Source organism: Cupriavidus sp. 05L310 (genome assembly GCF_056398185.1).
Genome location: NZ_JBFTOX010000002.1, coordinates 84,535 through 102,377, shown reverse-complemented (window position 1 = coordinate 102,377; position 17,843 = coordinate 84,535). Strand labels below are relative to the sequence as shown.

Annotated in this window: 17 protein-coding genes; 10 read left to right on the top strand and 7 right to left on the bottom strand. The window is 65.0% G+C overall.

From position 1 onward, the window contains the following. The first annotated feature begins 299 nt into the window (after positions 1-299). Positions 300-911 (top strand): IMPACT family protein, encoded by a 612-nt coding sequence (locus AC1DS6_RS01775; RefSeq protein ID WP_477101874.1) that lies wholly within the window; start codon positions 300-302, stop codon positions 909-911. After that, on the top strand, positions 908-1,285 hold the full coding sequence (locus AC1DS6_RS01770) for a 2Fe-2S iron-sulfur cluster-binding protein (RefSeq protein ID WP_441637355.1): 378 nt from the start codon (positions 908-910) through the stop codon (positions 1,283-1,285). Before AC1DS6_RS01775 ends, AC1DS6_RS01770 begins: the two co-directional genes overlap by 4 nt. Here AC1DS6_RS01770 and AC1DS6_RS01765 read toward each other — a convergent pair. The 4 genes from AC1DS6_RS01765 to AC1DS6_RS01750 form a co-directional block, all read right to left on the bottom strand. Continuing rightward, positions 1,282-2,391, bottom strand: coding sequence for an extracellular catalytic domain type 1 short-chain-length polyhydroxyalkanoate depolymerase (locus AC1DS6_RS01765; RefSeq protein WP_477101818.1), 1,110 nt, complete (start codon positions 2,389-2,391; stop codon positions 1,282-1,284). The genes AC1DS6_RS01770 and AC1DS6_RS01765 overlap by 4 nt on opposite strands. Positions 2,392-2,533: 142 nt before the next feature. Further along, on the bottom strand, positions 2,534-3,289 hold the full coding sequence (locus AC1DS6_RS01760; protein ID WP_477101817.1) for a sulfite exporter TauE/SafE family protein: 756 nt from the start codon (positions 3,287-3,289) through the stop codon (positions 2,534-2,536). A 7-nt stretch (positions 3,290-3,296) separates the two neighbouring features. Further along, positions 3,297-3,671 carry an antibiotic biosynthesis monooxygenase family protein gene (locus AC1DS6_RS01755; RefSeq protein WP_441637361.1) on the bottom strand — a complete coding sequence of 125 codons (375 nt, stop codon included), beginning with the start codon at positions 3,669-3,671 and terminating at the stop codon, positions 3,297-3,299. Positions 3,672-3,724: 53 nt separating this feature from the next. After that, positions 3,725-4,882: a cytochrome P450 gene (locus AC1DS6_RS01750; protein WP_477101816.1), complete on the bottom strand. Its 1,158-nt coding sequence runs from the start codon at positions 4,880-4,882 to the stop codon at positions 3,725-3,727. A 91-nt stretch (positions 4,883-4,973) separates the two neighbouring features. Here AC1DS6_RS01750 and AC1DS6_RS01745 point away from each other — a divergent pair, with 91 nt between their 5' ends. Both AC1DS6_RS01745 and AC1DS6_RS01740 read left to right on the top strand, forming a co-directional pair. Next, positions 4,974-5,663, top strand: a complete 690-nt coding sequence (locus tag AC1DS6_RS01745) for an ArsR/SmtB family transcription factor (protein ID WP_441637365.1) — start codon at positions 4,974-4,976, stop codon at positions 5,661-5,663. Between the two features lie 85 nt (positions 5,664-5,748). Continuing rightward, on the top strand, positions 5,749-6,258 hold the full coding sequence (locus tag AC1DS6_RS01740) for a DUF6630 family protein (RefSeq protein WP_441637367.1): 510 nt from the start codon (positions 5,749-5,751) through the stop codon (positions 6,256-6,258). 52 nt (positions 6,259-6,310) lie between these two features. Here the strand turns inward: AC1DS6_RS01740 and AC1DS6_RS01735 are convergent, their stop codons facing one another. Further along, the gene (locus AC1DS6_RS01735) at positions 6,311-7,240 is read right to left on the bottom strand and encodes a LysR family transcriptional regulator (RefSeq protein ID WP_045236505.1); all 930 of its coding nucleotides are present in this window, start codon (positions 7,238-7,240) and stop codon (positions 6,311-6,313) included. 224 nt (positions 7,241-7,464) lie between these two features. Here AC1DS6_RS01735 and AC1DS6_RS01730 point away from each other — a divergent pair, with 224 nt between their 5' ends. From AC1DS6_RS01730 to AC1DS6_RS01720, 3 genes are all read left to right on the top strand, one after another. Further along, entirely contained in the window at positions 7,465-8,091 is a 627-nt protein-coding gene (locus AC1DS6_RS01730; RefSeq protein WP_477101815.1) for a TetR/AcrR family transcriptional regulator, read from the top strand. Positions 8,092-8,183: 92 nt separating this feature from the next. Beyond that, positions 8,184-9,578 (top strand): carotenoid oxygenase family protein, encoded by a 1,395-nt coding sequence (locus AC1DS6_RS01725; RefSeq protein WP_441634338.1) that lies wholly within the window; start codon positions 8,184-8,186, stop codon positions 9,576-9,578. Positions 9,579-9,670: 92 nt separating this feature from the next. Next, the gene (locus tag AC1DS6_RS01720; protein ID WP_441634340.1) at positions 9,671-10,243 is read left to right on the top strand and encodes a hypothetical protein; all 573 of its coding nucleotides are present in this window, start codon (positions 9,671-9,673) and stop codon (positions 10,241-10,243) included. Between the two features lie 181 nt (positions 10,244-10,424). Here AC1DS6_RS01720 and AC1DS6_RS01715 read toward each other — a convergent pair whose 3' ends face one another. Together AC1DS6_RS01715 and AC1DS6_RS01710 are read right to left on the bottom strand one after the other, a co-directional pair. Beyond that, on the bottom strand, positions 10,425-13,466 hold the full coding sequence (locus AC1DS6_RS01715) for an ATP-binding protein (protein WP_477101814.1): 3,042 nt from the start codon (positions 13,464-13,466) through the stop codon (positions 10,425-10,427). A gap of 31 nt (positions 13,467-13,497) precedes the next feature. After that, positions 13,498-14,163 (bottom strand): response regulator, encoded by a 666-nt coding sequence (locus tag AC1DS6_RS01710; RefSeq protein ID WP_441634383.1) that lies wholly within the window; start codon positions 14,161-14,163, stop codon positions 13,498-13,500. Between the two features lie 427 nt (positions 14,164-14,590). Between AC1DS6_RS01710 and AC1DS6_RS01705 the strand changes: the two genes are divergently transcribed. From AC1DS6_RS01705 to AC1DS6_RS01695, 3 genes are all read left to right on the top strand, one after another. After that, positions 14,591-15,778, top strand: coding sequence for an EAL domain-containing response regulator (locus tag AC1DS6_RS01705; RefSeq protein WP_477101813.1), 1,188 nt, complete (start codon positions 14,591-14,593; stop codon positions 15,776-15,778). A gap of 594 nt (positions 15,779-16,372) precedes the next feature. Further along, positions 16,373-17,020 carry a response regulator gene (locus AC1DS6_RS01700; RefSeq protein ID WP_477101812.1) on the top strand — a complete coding sequence of 216 codons (648 nt, stop codon included), beginning with the start codon at positions 16,373-16,375 and terminating at the stop codon, positions 17,018-17,020. A 228-nt stretch (positions 17,021-17,248) separates the two neighbouring features. After that, complete coding sequence (locus tag AC1DS6_RS01695; protein WP_477101811.1) at positions 17,249-17,800, top strand: fimbrial protein; 552 nt, start codon at positions 17,249-17,251, stop codon at positions 17,798-17,800. Positions 17,801-17,843 lie beyond the last annotated feature (43 nt).

Sequence of the window (17,843 nt, the reverse complement as noted above, 5' to 3'; positions counted from 1 at the left end):
GAGTGATTGGGCGGCGCGCGCTGCGCCGCCTTGCCGCGCGCTTGTGGGGAGCCGCGCGGCGTTCAGGCCGATTCGCATCCTATGAATGATTTGTTACAACTTGTTGAAAGTGTCTTAAATCGCAGACATCCAGGGACCGCCCGCGAAATCAGCCTAACCAGCGTAATCAGGGCAATCCGCGCATCCCGGACGGCCGCGGCCGCTGTTGTACACTGGCGCACGCTCCCTGCCAGGAGCTGATTCCCTTAGCTCTCAGCCCGCCGGCGCCGCTTATGGCCCGCCGTGACGCGGCCCCACCCGTGCCGACTTACACCCTCGCTTCTCCCGTCCAGGCGGACCTGGAAATCCGCAAAAGCCGTTTCATCGGCTACGCGATGCCCGTGCAGGACCGCGCAGCGGCCATGGCCGAACTACAGCGCCTGCGCGAAGCGCACGCCACCGCCACCCATGTCTGCTGGGCCTTGCTGGCAGGCGGCCAGTCCGGCATGTCGGACGATGGCGAGCCTTCCGGCACAGCCGGCCGGCCCATGCTGGAGGTATTGCGCCACCATGAACTGGAAGGCGTGCTGGCGGCCGTGGTGCGCTACTACGGCGGCATCAAGCTGGGCGCGGGCGGGCTGGTGCGGGCCTATACGGATGCCATCGCCGCGGCGCTGAAGGATGCGCAGCGCATCGAGCGCATCGCCTATGCCGAACTGGTTGCGGAGGTGGACTACGCCGACGAGGCGCGCGTGCGCCGCTGGATCGAGCAGGAGGGCCACGTGCTGGCGCATGGCGAGCATGGCGCCGCCGCCCGGCTGACGATCCGCCTGCCGGCCAGCGCGCTGGACGCGGCGCGGGCCGCGCTGCGCGACGCCACGCATGGCCGCGCCCGCTTTCCCGGCGCGGACGATGGCGAGGCGCAGCCATGAACAACGGCCCGCACGCGCCCGGTTCGGGTTCCGGCGGCGCGGCCGATGCCGCCACGCCCCCCTCGCCACCTTCGCCGGCCTTTGCCGCGCGCGTCGAACCGCTGGGCAGCAGCTTTCCCGCCTTGCCCACGCAGACGCTGCTGGAAGCCGCGCTGCTCGCCGGCGTGCAACTCCCCAGTTCCTGCCGCAATGGCACCTGCCGCACCTGCCTGTGCCGGCTGTCCGCAGGGCGGATTGCCTATCGCATCGAGTGGCCGGGCGTGAGCTTCGACGAACGCGACGAGGGCTATATCCTGCCCTGCGTGGCGTATCCCGAGAGCGATGTGGTGATAGAGGCGCCGCTGGCGCGCCTGCCGGACGCTTCCCGCGCTTAAGCCACACTGACCAACTTGCGCCTTCGCGCCGGCACGGCCCGCGCAGCGAGGCACTGCATGAAGAACTGCCACGCGATGCGCAGCGCATCCGGGCCGGAAGGATCGGCAAAGGCCTGGCTGGACGGGCCGCCGCTCCACGCATGCCCGAGCCCTTCGATCCGCACCAGGCGGACATAGGGCTGCCGCTCGCTCGACCATGCGTAGACGCTGAAGGGCCGCCGCTGCCCGCGCTGCCCCCGGCGTGGTGCGGCCAGCACGGGTGCTTGCGGCAACAACTGCTGCCACAACGCGGCCGAAGCCAGCGCGTTGTCGAAGTGCACCACGTGATCGGCATCGCCATGCAGCAGCAGCAATGGCGGCGGGCGGCGCCCCGTCAGTTGCAGCCGCGCGGCCGCCACGTCGGGGTGGCCCTTGCCTTGCATGACGCGCGCCGCCTGCGCGGCGTTGGACGCGCTCAGCGGCACCGCGCCGGAATGCGAACCCACCGCGGCGAAGCGGTCCGGATAGCGCAGCCCCAGTATCTGCGCCATGGCGCCGCCGGCCGACAGGCCAAGCGCGAACACGCGGTCGCGGCGAATCGGGCGCTGCTGGCACACATGCTCGACGATGGCCATCAGCAGGCTCGCCTCGGCCGCCACGCGCGCGGAAGCGCCGAACCAGTTCCAGCACCGCTGCGCGTTCGCGTGGGAGGATTGCTCGGGCATCAGGACCACGCAGCCCGCGCTGCGCGCCACCACCGCGGCGCGGGTACATGCGGCAAAGCTGGCCGTGTCCTGGCCGCAACCATGCAGCAGCACCAGCATAGGCGCCGGACGCGAAGCGCTCACCCCTGGCGGAATAAACAGCCGGTAACGGCGCTGCACGAGCGGCCCCAGCCCCCAGCTTCCTTCTTCCCAGCGCCCCCCGCCACGGCCTGCCGGCGCCGGCACCGGGGACACGACACCGCTCAACACGCGTTGCGTGGCCTTGCTCATGGCCTCGCCCTGCCTCACCGCCGTTTTGATTGCGGACTTCGTGACCGTGCGCTGCGCGCGCCGCATGTTGCGGGCGGCGATCTTGCCGAGGGTGCTCCAGAGTTTGCTGCCACTGCTCTTGCGACGCGTCATCGGCGGCATCTCCTGCGCGGGGTGATGGAATGCGCCGTCAGGGCGCATGGCTGGCATGGACGCGCAGCGTTTCGCTGCAGCGCACCACCAGTATGCCGTGCAGCGGGAAGTTCTGTCAGGCTTTCCCTCGCCTTCAGCAAGCCTAGAAGACCCCACGCAGCGCCAGTTCGGCGCCGAGCAGCAGCAGCCCGCAAAAGAACACCTTGCGAAACCGCGCCGGGCTGATGCGATGGCGCAGCCATTGGCCGACGAACATGCCGCCCAGCGCGGGCAACAGCGCCAGCACCGAAGCGCCCAGGACGGGCGTATGCAGCAACGCGCCATTCATCGCCAGGCTCACCGCAAGCGCGATGGTGGACACCGTGAACGACAAACCCAGTGCCTGCACCAGCGTCTCCCTGTCCAGGTCCAGGCCCTGGATGTAGGGCACCGCCGGAATCACGAACACGCCCGTGACGGCGGTGATGGCACCGGTGATCACGCCGGCCAGCGGTCCCAGCCAGGGTTCGGCGGCAGCCGGCACTTTCGGGTGGAAGGCGGCCAGGCCCAGCACCGCGTACAGCACCAGCGCCACGCCCAGCCAGGACGTGGCATGCGCCATCAGGCTGGCCGGCAGCAGCGCCGCCGCCAGCCATGTGCCCACGCAGATGGCCGCCAGCATGGGCCACATCCGTCGCATCAGCTGGCCCAGCCGCGGGCCGCTGTAGAGTTGCACCACATTGGTCACCATGGATGGCGCGACCAGCAGCGCCGCAGCCTGCGCGGGTGGCATCGCCAGGCCGAGCAGCCCCATCGCCACGGTCGGCAGGCCCAGCCCCACCACGCCCTTGACCAGCCCGGCGAGCAGGAAGGTAAAGCCGATCAGCGCCATCTGCGCGCTCAGGAACGTCGAGTCCATGGCCCGCTCACTCCGCCCGCGACGCAGGCGCCGCGATGGGCTGGTGCACCGCGCGGCTATCCGCCGGCGCCTGCTCGCGCTCGTTCAGGCCATAGTCGCGCAGCACGTGCGCCACCCGCAGGCGATAGCCCGCGAACACGCCGCCGCGCCCGGCCGACTGCGCGTGGCGGTGCTCCATCGTGTTGCGCCAGGCCATGACCGCGGCCTCGTCACGGAAGAACGAGAGCGACAGCAGCTTGCCCGGGTTGGTCAGGCTCTGGAAGCGTTCCACCGAGATAAAGCCGTCGATGGCTTCCAGCGTGGGCCGCAACTGTGCCGCGAGGCTCAGATACGTCTCCATCCGCCCCTCGGCGGGTTCGACTTCGAAGATGACTGCGATCATGGTGATTGTCCTTTTGTGATTGCGGTGTTTCAGGTGCCTGGCCGTTCAGGCACTCAGAGGAAATGCGGAATGCGCGTATTGAGCGAGGGCCGGTAGCGGAATGCCCGCACCAGCGCAGCGGGATCCGCGCCGCGTGCCAGCAGCGCGGCAACCACCGCCTGTGCCACCGAGGCGGCCAGCGCATCGCCGGGACACGCATGACGGCCGGCACCGAAGGTCCACGGCCGAGAGGCCTTGTCCGCGCACTCGCCCGGCATGCGCTCGTCGAACGAAGCGGCCGCCAGCACCAGCAGCACCCCATCGCCGGCCTTCAGGTCCGCGCCGCACAGGCGTGCATCGGTGGCCAGGAAGCGCCGTGTGTTCTGCACCGGCGGATCTTCGCGCAGCACCAGCGCGGCGACATCGCGCAACGCGCCGGATTCGTCCGGGCGCCGGCCTTGCGCCATCTCCCTGCCAAGCCGCACCAGCATGTTGCCGACCAGTCCAGCGGTGGCCTCGCACGCTTGTATCAGCAGGCCAATCGCATTGGTGGCGATCACCTCTTTCGCCACGCCGGCGGCAAGGGCTTCGCGTTGCAGCGCATCCAGCGGCCGGCCTGGCGCGGAGGGCGGCGCGCCCGCCGATAAGCTCTCGCGCATCCACGCCTGCAGCCAGGTGGCCGCCTCGCTCCCGGCGGCAATCTCCTGCGCGGTTGCCAACGGCGACATGGCCCGCGCGAATGCCGTCACCTGCGCAGCGGCCTGCATCGCCACACCGGGCTGGCCTGCTACGGCCAGGCCGAGCGCATCGGCCACGGCCAGCACCGGCAGGGAGAACATCCAGTGATTGACCGCAGCACCAGGCTGCGTCAGGTCGAAGGGCAGACCCTGCGCCAGCGCCGACACGCGCTGCCGCATGCCGCCCAGTTCCAGGGCCGCCATGCGTTTGAGCAGCACGCCCTTGAGCGGCGCGTTCCACGCGCCATCGTTCATGCGGATCAAGCCGCCAAACAGCGCGCCGGCAGGGCTGCCGGCCAGCCCGGGAGGCACTGGCTGCGCGGGCGGCCTCACGCGGCTGGCGGGATGCGCCAGCACCGCCGCGACCTCGGCAGCGCCGGCGGCAACCCACAGTCCGAGCGCCTCGTCGCGATAGAAAGGCCGGCGCGCGGCGAGGCCGCGGTAGTAGGGCGCCGGGTCGGCATGGGTGACGGCGGCAAGCGGATCTGACGGCATCGGGATCGGCATGGGCATCGGTGTGGGAACGCGGTTGATATTGGTGAGTATGCGTCTATACTGCGATCGTTGTTTCACCGCGAGATGAACTATGGAATACGCGCCCAGCATCAGCCAGATGGCCGGCCTGCTTGCCGACCCCGGACGGGCCGCCATGTTGTGGGCGCTGATGGACGGCAGCGCGCGCCCGGCTGGCGAGCTTGCTGTCATCGCCGGTTTGTCGGCATCGTCCACCAGCGGCCACCTTGCGCGGCTCAGCGAAGGGGGGCTGCTCGCGGTGCAGACGCGCGGGCGCAATCGCTACTACCGGCTTGCCACGCCCGAGATCGGCGTTGCCATCGAGGCGCTGGCCAGTGCGTCGCTGGCGAGCCAGCCGCCGCGCGTGCGCGCGGTACCCGCCTCGCGCACCGCGCCGGCGGCGCTGCGCCAGGCCCGCACCTGCTATGACCATCTCGCGGGAGAGCTTGCGGTTGCACTGTTCGAGCGCATGTCGCACGCCAACTGGATCGTGGTGGCCGGCACGGCCGTCGACCTGACCGAGAGCGGCACGCAAGGCATGGCGCAACTCGGCGTGGATCTCGACGTCGCGCGGCGCAAGCGGCGGCAGTTCGCCTGCACCTGTCCCGACTGGAGCGAACGCAAGCCGCACCTGGGCGGCGCGCTCGGCGCGGCGCTGCTCGAAAGCCTGATGGCCCGCAAATGGATAGAGCACACGTCCACCTCGCGCGCGCTGCGCGTGACGCCGCGCGGGCAACGCGAGATCTTGCGCATCGCCACTTGAGCGGCTGGCGCGCTTGCCCGGTTGGAATCCCCGTTTTCAAATGCGCCGGAACGTCATGGCGCCGCACCCATGGAGGGCTGATGCGATGAGCGATGAACTGGATGACGAAACGCACCGCGCGCTCTGGCGCCTGATCGAGCTGATCAACTTCGACGATCCCGTCATGATCGAGAAGCAGCAGACGCTGTTCGACGAGGCACTGGCCAGCTCGGACGACGCGGATGCGGTCGAGGGCCAGGAGCTGCTGTGGGTCCTCAAGGACGTCATCGACTGGGAGTCCGGCTTCTATGTGGACTGGAAAGACGCGCCGTCTTTCATCAGCTGCATGGACGAGCTTTGCGACCGCCTCGACATCGAACTCGACTGGGGCGTGGAAGATCCCGAAGACGAGGCGTTCCTGGAAAAAACCAGCGTGCCCGAGCTGATGGAACTGGCGCACGAGCAATTGCGCGTGGCCGGCATCACGCTATGGAACTGGGACACCGAGAGCGACGCCTATGCCGGCTGGCTGGCGCGCGGCGAGGACGATGAGGAAATGATCGGCCTGGGCGAAACACTGGGGCTGGAGATCAGGCCCGGCGACCAGCCGTATTGAGAGCGAGCGGATGCGGGTCCGCCTCCTCCGGGCCGGGGACGTTCCCTGTTAGTCAGTTGAAGTTGGGCTCTGTGTCGACAATTTCCGCGCCCCCAGGCCCCAACGTCTCCTCCAGCACATCGAGAAACACCCTCACGCTGGCCGGCATCAGCTTGCGCGCGGGCATCAGTACATAGACCTTGAGCGGCGCAGACGAATAAGCAGGCAACACCCGCACCAGCCGCCCCTGGTCCAGTTCGTCCTGCACATAGCGCGGCGACAGCCGCGCCACGCCCAGCCCGTCCAGGGCGGCCTTGAGCCGGATCTCCGCGTTCTGCGTGCGCATGCGCGGCTCCACCGCCAGGCTCGCCACCTCCACGCCATCGCGCAGGAACTCCCAGCGCCGGTCGTCGGCATTGCCCAGCGTCGGCCAGCTCGCCAGATCCTGCGGCGTGCGCGGCAATCCGCGCGCGCGTATCAGCGCCGGCGACGCAAAGAATCCGCGATCGATCAGCACCACGCGTTTGCTGGCGAAGGAGCTGTCGAGCAAGCCGGTGTGGGTCATCACGAACACCAGGTCGTAGCCCCGCTCGACCAGGTCGGGCTGCTCCCAGCTCACATCCACCTCGACGCGCAACTCGGGATGCAGCCGCAGCAGCCGCGTGAGGCTGGGCGACAGATGCAGCGAGCCAACCTCGTACGGAGTGGAAATGCGCAGGGTGCCGCTGACCTGCTCGCTGACGGACACCGCCTCGGCGCTGATTTCGCGCAGTTCGTTAAAGAGCGGGGCGACCCGGTCGTAGAGTTGCTGGCCCCGTTCGGTCACCCGCACGCGGCGCGTGGTGCGCTCGAACAGCCGCACACCGAGTTGCACCTCAAGCCGGGACACCGCCGCGCTGGCCGACGACTTCGGCACATCGGCCAGGTCGGCCCCTTTGGTAAAGCTCGCGCCTTCCACCACCCGGCAAAAAATCTCCCAGTCCTTCCATTCGATCGTCTTCATGCGCCAATCCCTTTTGCCGCCTTGGGCCGCCTTGGGCGCGCCATCGGTCGTGCGCGTCAATGCGGGCGATTGTCCCATATGGCGAACAATGGTGCGCCGATGTCTCCTGCAAAAGCTTTCCTTGACAATTTACATCGTAAATATACACTGTAAAACATCATCGCCAGACCATCTGACGATATGCCTCAAAAGGCATACGACATCCATCGCAGCACAACTGACAAATGGCAAAGAACCTTACCCAGGATGAAATCGAAACCTTCAAGGCGCGCCTGTGCGCGGTGGCCGAACGCCGCTTTGCCGAAGGCGGCGTAGCCAGCGTGAGCATGCGCCAGCTCGCCGAGGAAATGGGCTGCAGCCCGATGACGCCCTACCGCTACTTCAAGGACAAGGAAGACATCCTGGCGGCCGTGCGCACGGCGGCGTTCGACCGCTTCGCCGCCGCGCTGGAAGCCGCCGGCGCCAGCGTCGGCGAGCCGCGCGAGCGGGCGCGCGCGGTGGGCGAGGCCTACCTCGCCTTTGCCTTTGCCGAGCCCAACGCCTACCGGCTCATGTTCGACATGACGCAGCCGGGCGGCGACCGCTATCCCGAGCTGGAACGCGCCGGCTCCCGCGCGCACCGCACCATGAGCGCGCACCTGGAGACCATGGTGGAGCGCGGCCTGATCCACGGCGACCCGCAGGTGCTGAGCTATGTGATCTGGGCCTCGATCCACGGCCTGGTGATGCTGCACCTGGCCGGCAAGCTGCCCGGCGGGCCCGGTTTCCGGGCCATCCATGCCGAGATGATGCGGCTGCTGGCGCAAGGCATGCGCGCGCCCATCCCCGAAACCGGCGTCGAAAACGAATAAGCGAATAACGCAACAAGTAACGAAGCCAGCAACGAACCCGGCCCCCCGGCTACGCTGGAGCCAACCCCGCAGCAGACAACAAGGAGCACGAGATGAGCCAGCCGTTCCCGTCATCCCCCTATCTCAGCGGCAACTTCGCCCCCATCCTGATGGAGTGCGACGCGCCCGATCTGCCGGTGCTGGGCGAGCTGCCGCGCGCGCTGCGCGGCACGCTCTACCGCAACGGCCCGAACCCGCAATACGCGCCGCGCGACGCGCAGTACCACTGGTTTATCGGCGATGGCATGGTGCACGCCTTCCACATCGAGAATGGCCGCGCGCGCTACCGCAACCGCTGGGTGCGCACCAACAAATTCCAGCGCGAGCAGGCTGCCGGTCATGCGCTGTTCGGCAGCTGGGGCAACCCCGCCACCACCGACCCTTCGGTGCTTGGCCAGAACGACGGCGTGGCCAACACCAATATCCTCTGGCACGCTGGCCGGCTGCTGGCGCTGGAAGAAGCCGACCCGCCGGTCGAAATGGACAGCGAGAGCCTGGCCACGCGCGGCGACGTCGACTACGGCGGCAAGCTCAAGGGCGCCATGACCGCGCACCCCAAGGTGGACCCGGTCACCGGCGAGATGGTGTTCTTCGCCTATTCCGTCGATGGCCCTTTCACGCCCGGCATGCGCTACGGCGTGGTGGACCGCAACGGCCAGTTGCAGCGCCTCGAACGCTTCGAAGCGCCGTTCCCCAGCATGGTCCACGATTTCATGGTGACGCAGAACCATGTGCTGTTTCCCATCCTGCCGCTCACCGGCAGCATGGACCGCGCCATGCGCGGCGAGCCGGCCTATGCGTGGGAGCCGGAGAAGGGTTCGCACATCGGCATCATGCCGCGCAACGGCGGCACCGCGCAGATGCGCTGGTTCCGCGGCGCCGCCTGCTATGTGTTCCACGTCATGAACGCCTGGGAAGCCGGCAACAAGATCATCGCCGACGTGATGCAGTACGAGAGCGCGCCCCTGTTCAATCCGGGCGCCAATGGCGAAGGTGCGCGCCTGTGCCGCTGGACCTTTGACATGGCCGGGAAGTCCGACAGTTTCACGCGCGAGTACCTGGACGACATGCCGGGGGAATTCCCTCGCTTCGATGAGCGCTTCGCCACGCTGCCCTACCGTCACGGCTACTTCGCGTTCCGCCAGCACGAGAGCAGCGCGCGCGGCAGCTATGACAGCCTGGCGCACATCGACCTGCGCAGCGGCAAGCGCGCGGTCCATGTGCTGCCGCAAGGCGACGCCATCTCCGAGCCGGTGTTCGTGCCGCGCGCGGCCGACAGCGCCGAAGGCGACGGCTGGCTGCTGGCCACGGTCTACCGCGGCGCGCAGGCGCGCAGCGACCTGGTGGTGCTGGACGCCGGCGCGGTGGCCGACGGCCCGATCGCCACGGTACAGCTTTCGCACCGCGTGCCATTCGGCTTCCACGGCAACTGGCACGGCGCGGACTGAGCCGGCGCCTTGGCGCTTCTTTGCCTCACTGTTCATTCACGCAAGACGGCACGACACGCATCGTGCCGCATCACGACACCAAGGAGACCAGCATGGGAATGCTGACCGGCTTTGCCCCCTTCATCGCCTTCTTCATCGCCATGCGGCTGGCATCCCCGCTGGCTGGCCTGGCCTCGGCCTGCGCGGTCTCGCTGTTCATGTGCCTGCGCATGTGGCGGCGCGGCGAATCGCTAAAGGTGCTGGAAATAGGGAGCCTTGCCTTGTTCGCACTGCTGCTGCTCTATACCTTCATGGCGTCGCCCCAATGGACAGTGGCCACGGTGCGGCTCGCGGTGGATGCCGGCCTGTTTGCCATCGTGGCGATCTCGCTGGCGATCGGACGCCCGTTCACGCTGCAATATGCGCGCGAGCGCGTGCCACAGGAATACTGGAATGCGCCGCGCTTCCTGGCGGTGAACCGCCACATCACGCTGGCGTGGGCCGTCGCGCTGGCGATCATGGTGGCCGCCGACGCGTCGGCGGAATATGTCAGCGCGATCCCGTTGTGGATCGACATCGCGGCCACCGTGGCCGCCTTCGCCGGCGCCGTGATCTTTACCGTGCGCTACCCGGCGGCGGTACGGCGCGCGGCGGAGGCCGCCGCGGCGGGGCAGACACGGGCGTAGGAACAAGCGCTAGCTTCGGATTCCGTCGTGCCGGGCAAAACCGTTGGCTTCGCTTCCCGTGGCTCCTGGCCAGACCGCCCCTCACTCCAACCCTCTCCCCATGAGGGGAGAGGGCGTGAAGGCCTTCGTCATCGCGGGCGGCTTTGGCGCATCCTGGCCGCTTCGTTCGGTGCGTTGTGCGTCAGGTTTCCTGACTTCCGGCTTTCAAGGCGCCCAGCCCGTCTTCTATCTCCTGCTGGAATGCTGGCCATAGCACCTGAAAGCTATCGAGTCCCTCGCTGCGAACCACTTGCCGCATGCCGTTACAGAGTTCTGCCAGGGTCGCATTTCCCACCAGTGCGAAGCCACCGCTCAGCGAGTGCAGTGCATTGAGGACTGCGCCGGCGTCGCCCGCATGCAAGGCATCCGCAATCGCCGCCGTTGCCTCCCGCGTAGCGGAATGCATCGCCTCGCACACCTGCGGGGTGATCGGCAATTCCGCCGGCGTCTTGTCGCTATCCGGTTCTCTTCTAGGGCTTCTACCGGCACGCGCCCGCAGGACACGCTCCAGCACCGCGAGCGGCAAAGGCTTGTTCAGCACGGTGGAAATGGACGCTTCCAGACGGCGAGCCGCGTCTTCCGGCATGCTATGCGCGCTCATCGCTACAACCGGCAAGCCTGGGTACTGCTGCCGGATGGCAGATGCCAGTGCATAGCCATCCATCACCGGCATGCCGATGTCCGTCAGCACGATGTCATATTGACTGTGCGCAAGCGTCTCCAGTGCCTTCGCGCCATGTTCGACAATCGTCGCGTCAAAGCCGAGCTGTTCGAGCTGGTCGGCCAGCATGGCACGGGTTGCCGGGTGGTCTTCCGCGACAAGCACCCGGATGGGCGGCTCGCCGGCATCGGACTCCACCGCACTTGCGGCATCCGATGCCTTGGCCGACGTTGCGCCGCCGTCCTGTGACCCGTGCGAAGGCGCCTCCGTCCGTTGCAATGGCCACCTGACCGTGAACGTGGTGCCCCGCCCCGGCGCGGTGTCGACGGAAATATGGCCTTGCACTGCCTCCACGATGCGCCGGCACAGCGGCAGCCCGAGGCCAGTACCTCCGTAACGTCTGTGGATAGAGCTGTCAGCCTGCGTATAGAGCGCAAACAGCGTTGGTACAACGGCCGGATCCATCCCGATACCGGTATCCGCAATCTCGAATTGCACTTCGGATACCTCGTTGTCTTGCACGAAGCCGGCGCGAATTGCCACATGGCCTGATTCCGTAAACTTGATCGCGTTGCTGACCAGGTTGGCGATCACTTGCCGGATCCGGGTCGGATCGCCGAGGAAGTGGCCGGCGGCGCCCGGCGCGATTTCGCAAGTCAGCGCCAGGCCCTTGGCCTCCGCCAGCGGCGCGAACGTGTCGCGCACGTCTTGCAGCAACTGGTCGCAACGGAAAGGAATGGATTCGAAGGTCAGCTGCCCCGCTTCGACCTTGGAAACGTCCAGCACGTCATTGATGATGCGAAGCAGCGAAGCGGACGAAGACTCGACAATCGCCAGCCTACGCCGCTGGCCGGCAGGCAACGGTGAGCGCCCCATCAGTTCCAGGCTGCCGATCATCGCATTCAGCGGCGTACGGATCTCGTGGCTCATCGTGGCAAGGAACGTGGATTTCGCCTTGTTGGCCTGATCGGCTGCCTGGCGCGCCTCCCTGAGCTTCTGCTCCGTTTTCTTCTGCGCGCTGATGTCAAGCAGCGCGCAAAGCACTGCCGCTTCCCCTCGATACTTGACATGGGTGAAATTCACCAGCAGATGCGTCAAGGCCTGTGTGTCCGCCCCAAGGGTCAACTCCTGGCCAATCAACGGCCGGATCCGGTTTGGACGCTCTTCCGACGCACGGCGATAGAGTTCCCACAGCCGCTGGTTCAGCGGCGGCGCGCTGACCTGCTCGGCATATCGGGCCATCACGTTGTTGTCCACGATCACGCGGCCATCGCCATGCGCAAGCAGGCTAAGGCCCACGGGCGCCGTATGGATCAGCGCGCGGTTGAGCTTCTGGCTCTCCTTCAGGCGCACTGCGCGCTCGTAGGCCGGCATGAGGATCTTGCGGCGATAGATGGCAATGCGGATCCACAGCAACAGCCATCCCACCACGGCAAGGGCGCCGATCGTCAGCAGGCGATACTTGAGGCCGGCCAGGATTGCGTAAGGGCTATAAGCGTAAATGAGGGTCCAGTCCGTCCCCGGAATGCGCTCACTGACCTTGAAGATGCCATCCCTGAAGGTCTGTTGCACGCCCGGCCGCGCCGCAGCGACATGCGCGGCTGCCACACGGTTGATGAAGGCGCTCCGATCGCCGTCGGGCGTCAACAGTACCTTGCCGCGCCCGTCGAGAATGGCGAACTCGCCCCCATGGAACGGATTCTGCAGGCCATTCAGGAACCGGCCCGGACGCCTGCTGGCAACGACGATGCCGAGCGGCCTGCGATCGCTGTCGAACAGGAACTGTGCGAAGCGGACCATCAGCTCACCCGATAGCGGATCAAATTGCGGCGCCATCCAGACCACGTCCGCCGGCGCGGCTTCGGGATGCGCTACAGCAGCCTGCGTGAGGCTGACGACGTCCGGCCAGGCCTCCCTGAACAACCGGAGCGCATCGGGCAGCCGTGACGACGGTACAGCGTAGCCGCTTCCCGACCGGAGCAGCGTAGCCAGGAAATCCCCCTGTACTGAATAGAAATAGGTGTTCGCGGAAAGCTCGGGAGTCCGCGTCAGCACGATACTGGACTTGAGCTGTTTCTCCACCATTGCCAGCAGTGGCAGGAAGCTCGATGCTGGCCGGACGTCGGTGACCTCGGTGGCCACGGCATAGACGCGGCGGCCCGAATCCTGGCTGATCCACAGTTGACCGTTATGCGAAAGGTACTGTTCGCGCAAGGCTGCCGACGGTTGCCCCTGGCTATCCCACACGCCTTCTGCATAGCCCGTGCCCCGCTTCAGGACCGCGCCGGCCCCTGTCATGCTGACAAGGAGCCTGGATTCCTGCGTCAGAAAGCTGGCGCGTGCGGCCGCATTGTAGTCACTGGCCGCCATCCACACGGCCAACACCGAGCACAGCAGGATAAAAGCCGATAATGCGGCACCACCTCCGTACAGCAGGGCAAGCTGACGCCGCTTCATCAACTCGGGATTGAAGTCGCGGCGGCCGCGCATGCTGCGGTGCCTGACAAGGCGTTTCAGTTTCATGGCGAAATTGACATCACGTGGCGCGCTCGCATCACGCTTGCTCCGGGCCGTCTTCCGGCTCCTGCTGCGTTTCGTTGCCGGCGTAACGGATCAGGTCCGCATCGCGCGTGACCCCAAGCTTTTTCATGGCCGCGACCTTCTGCGCGCTGATGGTCTGCTTGCTGCGATGCAGTTGGGCGGCGATCTCGCCCACTTTGTAGCCCGCGCGGAACAATCTCACGATTTCCGCTTCGCGGACACTCAGCTTGCGAGTACCGTCCGGGGACTCCTGATCTTCGAGCAAGGACACAACGGTGGGCGACAAGTACTGCCCACCGGTATGGGCGGCATGCACAGCAGTGACGATATGCGCCATTGCATCGGATTTGCTCAGGATGCAAGTCACGCCAAGCTTCTGGATGGCACGCAGCACCGCGGGATCATCCACCATGGTGATGGTCACGATGCGGACCTCGGGATACCGCCGCAGGATCATCGAGATAAGTGCCTGTCCGTCGCCGTACTTGCCATCCGGCATGACATAGTCGAGAACCAGGACGTCGCACTGCTGCTGACTCAGGGCGTCAATCAGCTCCGTGGAACTTGAGGCTGTCCCCGCCACCTGGATTCCGCTGACCCCCTGCAGCGAATGGGCAATGCCAAGCAACGTGACAGGGTGGTCGTCCGCGACCACGACACGCAAATGAAAGTCATCCATCGAGCCCACGCTTGTAGAAAGTTGCACAAGACCCCCGGGGTGCGAATGGCAAATAGCGCAAGCTCACCACAAACAACAGTTGTCAGGCCGCACAGCGGCAGCGCTTAAATTCAACACCAAATGATAACTAAAGATCACTATTGGTCCGCCGATGTGCAAATAGGGTCATATCAATGGTATCCGATCCCAGCCAATGGCCACTTCCTCGCGACGAGGGGTATGGTAAGCGCTTCGCTCGTTCATTCATTCGGTAAGTAAGTACCTCGCCACCCCCTCAATTCAGACTCGTCCTATTCTGAAATGCCGGCCATCCTCGTATCCTGTCGGTATGAAAGGATCTCTCAATTCCCTCGCGCTTCATCAAGCCCAGGTTCATGGCAACCCAATGCACGGTTGTGGCGCACGCACCCACGCCAGGCCTGCAGGTATGGGCAGCGCGAGCCGTCATCGCATCCTGGTCGTGGAAGAGAGTCCGCAGCACCTTTCCACCACGATGCAAATGTTCGCCTGCCAGGGCCAGCATCATGTCGAAGGCTACATTGACGGAGCCAAAGCCTTGCAGCGCCTGGGCGAGTGCGCCTTCGACCTGATTGTCACCGGCCTCAATGTAGCCGGCGTCGACGGCATCCAGATCATCCAGAGCCTGCCTACGTCGCCGTTCGCACCGGCCCTGGTGGTCACCAGTGCCGCATCGGAGCCGATACTGGTCGGCGCCCGCAAGGTCGCCGAATCGCGGGGCATAGCGGTGATGGCCACGTTGCCGAAGCCGCTCGCCCAGGATGCCGTGAATGCAGCCCTCGACACATATATCGGGAGTGTCAAGCGTGCACATCCCGTCCGTTCCGGCAACATCCCGGATTTTCAGCGCGATACCCTGATCTCCGCCATGGAAAACGGCGAAATGCAGGCCTGGTTCCAGCCAAAATACGCGCTGGCCGAAAACCTGGGCCACGCCGCGGAGGCGTTGGTGCGTTGGGAGCATCCGGAATTCGGGCTGCTGCTGCCCGGCGCCTTCATGCCCGACATTGAGCGTGAAGGGCTTGAGGCCCACTTGCTGCAAACCATGCTGGCACAGACACTCGCCGCACAAAGACAGTGGAGCGCATCCGGCCACGATATTGCCGTCTCCGTGAACCTCACGACAAAGCTGCTCGACGACCCGGATCTTCCCGATCGATTGCACGCGCAGGTGAAAGCATGCAACGGCAACCCGCGTCTTATCGGTTTCGAGTTGACCGAAGACACCATGGAAGCGCAGGAAAGCAACTACTACGCTGGCGCATGCAGACTGCGCATGCACGGCTTTGGCCTGGCGCAGGATGATTTCAGCAGCGGGTTCAGTTCGTTCTACAGACTGGTGGCGACGCCCTTCACGGAACTGAAGCTGGATCGGTCCATGGTGAAAGACGCCATCATGATCGATGCCTTTCGTGCCGCCCTTTCGAGCGTGGTGCGGCTTGGACGCGAAATGGGCCTGACCGTCGTCGCGGAAGGCGTGGAAACCGAAGCCGAACTGCGCATTGTCCAGGAGGCCGGCTGTCACAGAGCCCAGGGCTTTCTGATCTCGCCCGCGATCCGGCAGGATGCAATAGTCCGCTTCTTCTCCGCAGGCTGACGGCCGCCCGGCGTCCCGTCGTCCTGTCGTCCCGTCGTCCTGTCGTCCTGTCGTCCTGTCGTCCTGTCGTCCTGTCGTCCTGTCGTCCTGCGCCACTTTGCAATTTGACCTGAAGCGGATCGCCGTGATTCGCGACGAATCATGGTGTGGCCCCTCTCTCAGCACCTTCGCTTTCGCATAGGCAACCGCGCTCCCCTTCCTTTCCTGCTCCCCTTCCCCGCCCCCGGGCACGAGGCTCTGCGGCATGCGCCGCCCCCCAGCAGGCGAGTTCGGCGCACCCTCATTGACATGGCAAGTGGCGTGTCCCAAGCCCCCAAATGCTCCCGCTTCGACCTTGATCCGCTCCTGTTTCCCGCGAGCTCGCGCCGGCATCGCCGGGCATGCCTGCGCGGCCTGCCCAGGCTGGGATGCCGCAAGATCCAAAGTGTGAACAATTCTTAAAATTAGGACTCGTCCTATTAAGTAGCGTGAATTTCGTACTTGTCCCATATTTTTGGGATCGAAAATCGGACATCATATACATATTGCAAGCCCACCCACCTACACCGTTACAGGGGATGACTATTTAATCTGCAGAAAGGCGCCAAGGTTAATATGCGTAAATTTAATATAAGCGTTGTTCTGGCTGACGACACTCCATTGATGTTGAGTGGCCTGAAATGCGCGCTGAATTCAATTTCGAAGATATCCATCTTGGCTTCGTGTGAAACGTCGCAAGAACTATTTAATACACTATCCGACATCCAGTGTGATGTTGTTATTACGAATTACGCGATTCGCGGAAGCGAATCTGGCGATGGGCTGGCTTACCTCTCTCGTCTTCGGCGTCTTCACCCAAATGTGAAAATTGTCGTCCTGACGAGCTACAAGCAGCCCGCCATTATCAAGTCTGTATTGTCCCTTGGCGTCTCCGCAATTGTAGGGTGGCAAGACGATGCAGCAGAGATAATCACCGCAATTCTTGTCAGTTCATCTGGCGGCGAATATGTTTCTTCGCAGATCCGTGCGGCGTTATCTTGTTTTGAGTCCGATATCGAACAATCGCAACCGCTTTCTCCCCGCGAATCGGAGGTTATGCGCCTCTATATCTCCGGGATGACCGTCGGTGAAATCGCAGCCCTGCTCAAGAAGGGCAAGCAGACAATAAGCTGCCAGAAGATGAGCGCCATGCGAAAGCTCGGAATAAAGAGCAATGTAGATCTCATCAGATATGGCATTGACAGCAGTGTCGGCCAGCATTGATGAATCGTAGTCGCAGAAGCCAATCATCATCTTCTGGCTGACTTCCCTGATACGGGGTCGCCCACGGTACCGGCTGTGAGCCACTCTGTACCGAGGCACGTCTCATAACAGAGTGCGTAGTCTCGACCATGCCTGAATGTAAAGCCATTCACTCGCAGCACCGCTGACTGGCTCCGCATATCAAGCGTTATTTGCAACCTTTTTCGCAACCTCCGAAAGGAAACCTAAATGAAAACGAAAATCCTGGCAATCACCCTGGCAACCGCTGGCCTGATGACCGCAGCCGGTTCGGCGCAAGCTGCCGATGGCACGATCAACTTCACCGGCAGCGTGATCGCTTCCACCTGCAAGATCAATGGCGGCACCAACGACCTGACCGTGGCGCTGCCGCGCGTGGGTACCAACACCCTGTCCAAGGCAGGCGCCACTGCTGGCCGTACGCCGTTCGTCCTCACGCTGACGGGCTGCAGCGTCGCTAAGGATGCACCCACCAAGGTCGCGGTTTCCTTCGAACCCGGCACGACCGTCAACGCCGACACGGGCCGTCTGAAGCTGCAAGGTACCGACGCCGCTACCAACGTGGAAATCGGCCTGCTGAACGATCAGTCCGCGCCGATCAAGGTGGGTGCAGCCAGCGCCGACCAGAACTCGCAGGTCGTGAACATCGATTCCACCAGCGGTGGCGCGAAGATGAGCTACGCCGCCGAATACACGGCAACTGGCGTGTCGACGGCGGGTACCGCGAACTCGTTCGTGCAATACACCCTGATGTATCCCTAAGCGCGAAGACGGATCCCTGATTTCCGGGGATTGATCGTACCAG

Excerpts from the sequence above, each read along its gene's own strand:
- AC1DS6_RS01715 (WP_477101814.1), bottom strand. The coding sequence starts at position 13,466 with ATGAAACTGAAACGCCTTGTCAGGCACCGCAGCATGCGCGGCCGCCGC.
- AC1DS6_RS01720 (WP_441634340.1), top strand. The coding sequence starts at position 9,671 with ATGGGAATGCTGACCGGCTTTGCCCCCTTCATCGCCTTCTTCATCGCC.
- AC1DS6_RS01710 (WP_441634383.1), bottom strand. The coding sequence starts at position 14,163 with ATGGATGACTTTCATTTGCGTGTCGTGGTCGCGGACGACCACCCTGTC.
- AC1DS6_RS01705 (WP_477101813.1), top strand. The coding sequence starts at position 14,591 with ATGGGCAGCGCGAGCCGTCATCGCATCCTGGTCGTGGAAGAGAGTCCG.
- AC1DS6_RS01735 (WP_045236505.1), bottom strand. The coding sequence starts at position 7,240 with ATGAAGACGATCGAATGGAAGGACTGGGAGATTTTTTGCCGGGTGGTG.
- AC1DS6_RS01730 (WP_477101815.1), top strand. The coding sequence starts at position 7,465 with ATGGCAAAGAACCTTACCCAGGATGAAATCGAAACCTTCAAGGCGCGC.
- AC1DS6_RS01755 (WP_441637361.1), bottom strand. The coding sequence starts at position 3,671 with ATGATCGCAGTCATCTTCGAAGTCGAACCCGCCGAGGGGCGGATGGAG.
- AC1DS6_RS01740 (WP_441637367.1), top strand. The coding sequence starts at position 5,749 with ATGAGCGATGAACTGGATGACGAAACGCACCGCGCGCTCTGGCGCCTG.
- AC1DS6_RS01725 (WP_441634338.1), top strand. The coding sequence starts at position 8,184 with ATGAGCCAGCCGTTCCCGTCATCCCCCTATCTCAGCGGCAACTTCGCC.
- AC1DS6_RS01770 (WP_441637355.1), top strand. The coding sequence starts at position 908 with ATGAACAACGGCCCGCACGCGCCCGGTTCGGGTTCCGGCGGCGCGGCC.
- AC1DS6_RS01745 (WP_441637365.1), top strand. The coding sequence starts at position 4,974 with ATGGAATACGCGCCCAGCATCAGCCAGATGGCCGGCCTGCTTGCCGAC.
- AC1DS6_RS01765 (WP_477101818.1), bottom strand. The coding sequence starts at position 2,391 with ATGACGCGTCGCAAGAGCAGTGGCAGCAAACTCTGGAGCACCCTCGGC.
- AC1DS6_RS01700 (WP_477101812.1), top strand. The coding sequence starts at position 16,373 with ATGCGTAAATTTAATATAAGCGTTGTTCTGGCTGACGACACTCCATTG.
- AC1DS6_RS01750 (WP_477101816.1), bottom strand. The coding sequence starts at position 4,882 with ATGCCGTCAGATCCGCTTGCCGCCGTCACCCATGCCGACCCGGCGCCC.
- AC1DS6_RS01760 (WP_477101817.1), bottom strand. The coding sequence starts at position 3,289 with ATGGACTCGACGTTCCTGAGCGCGCAGATGGCGCTGATCGGCTTTACC.
- AC1DS6_RS01695 (WP_477101811.1), top strand. The coding sequence starts at position 17,249 with ATGAAAACGAAAATCCTGGCAATCACCCTGGCAACCGCTGGCCTGATG.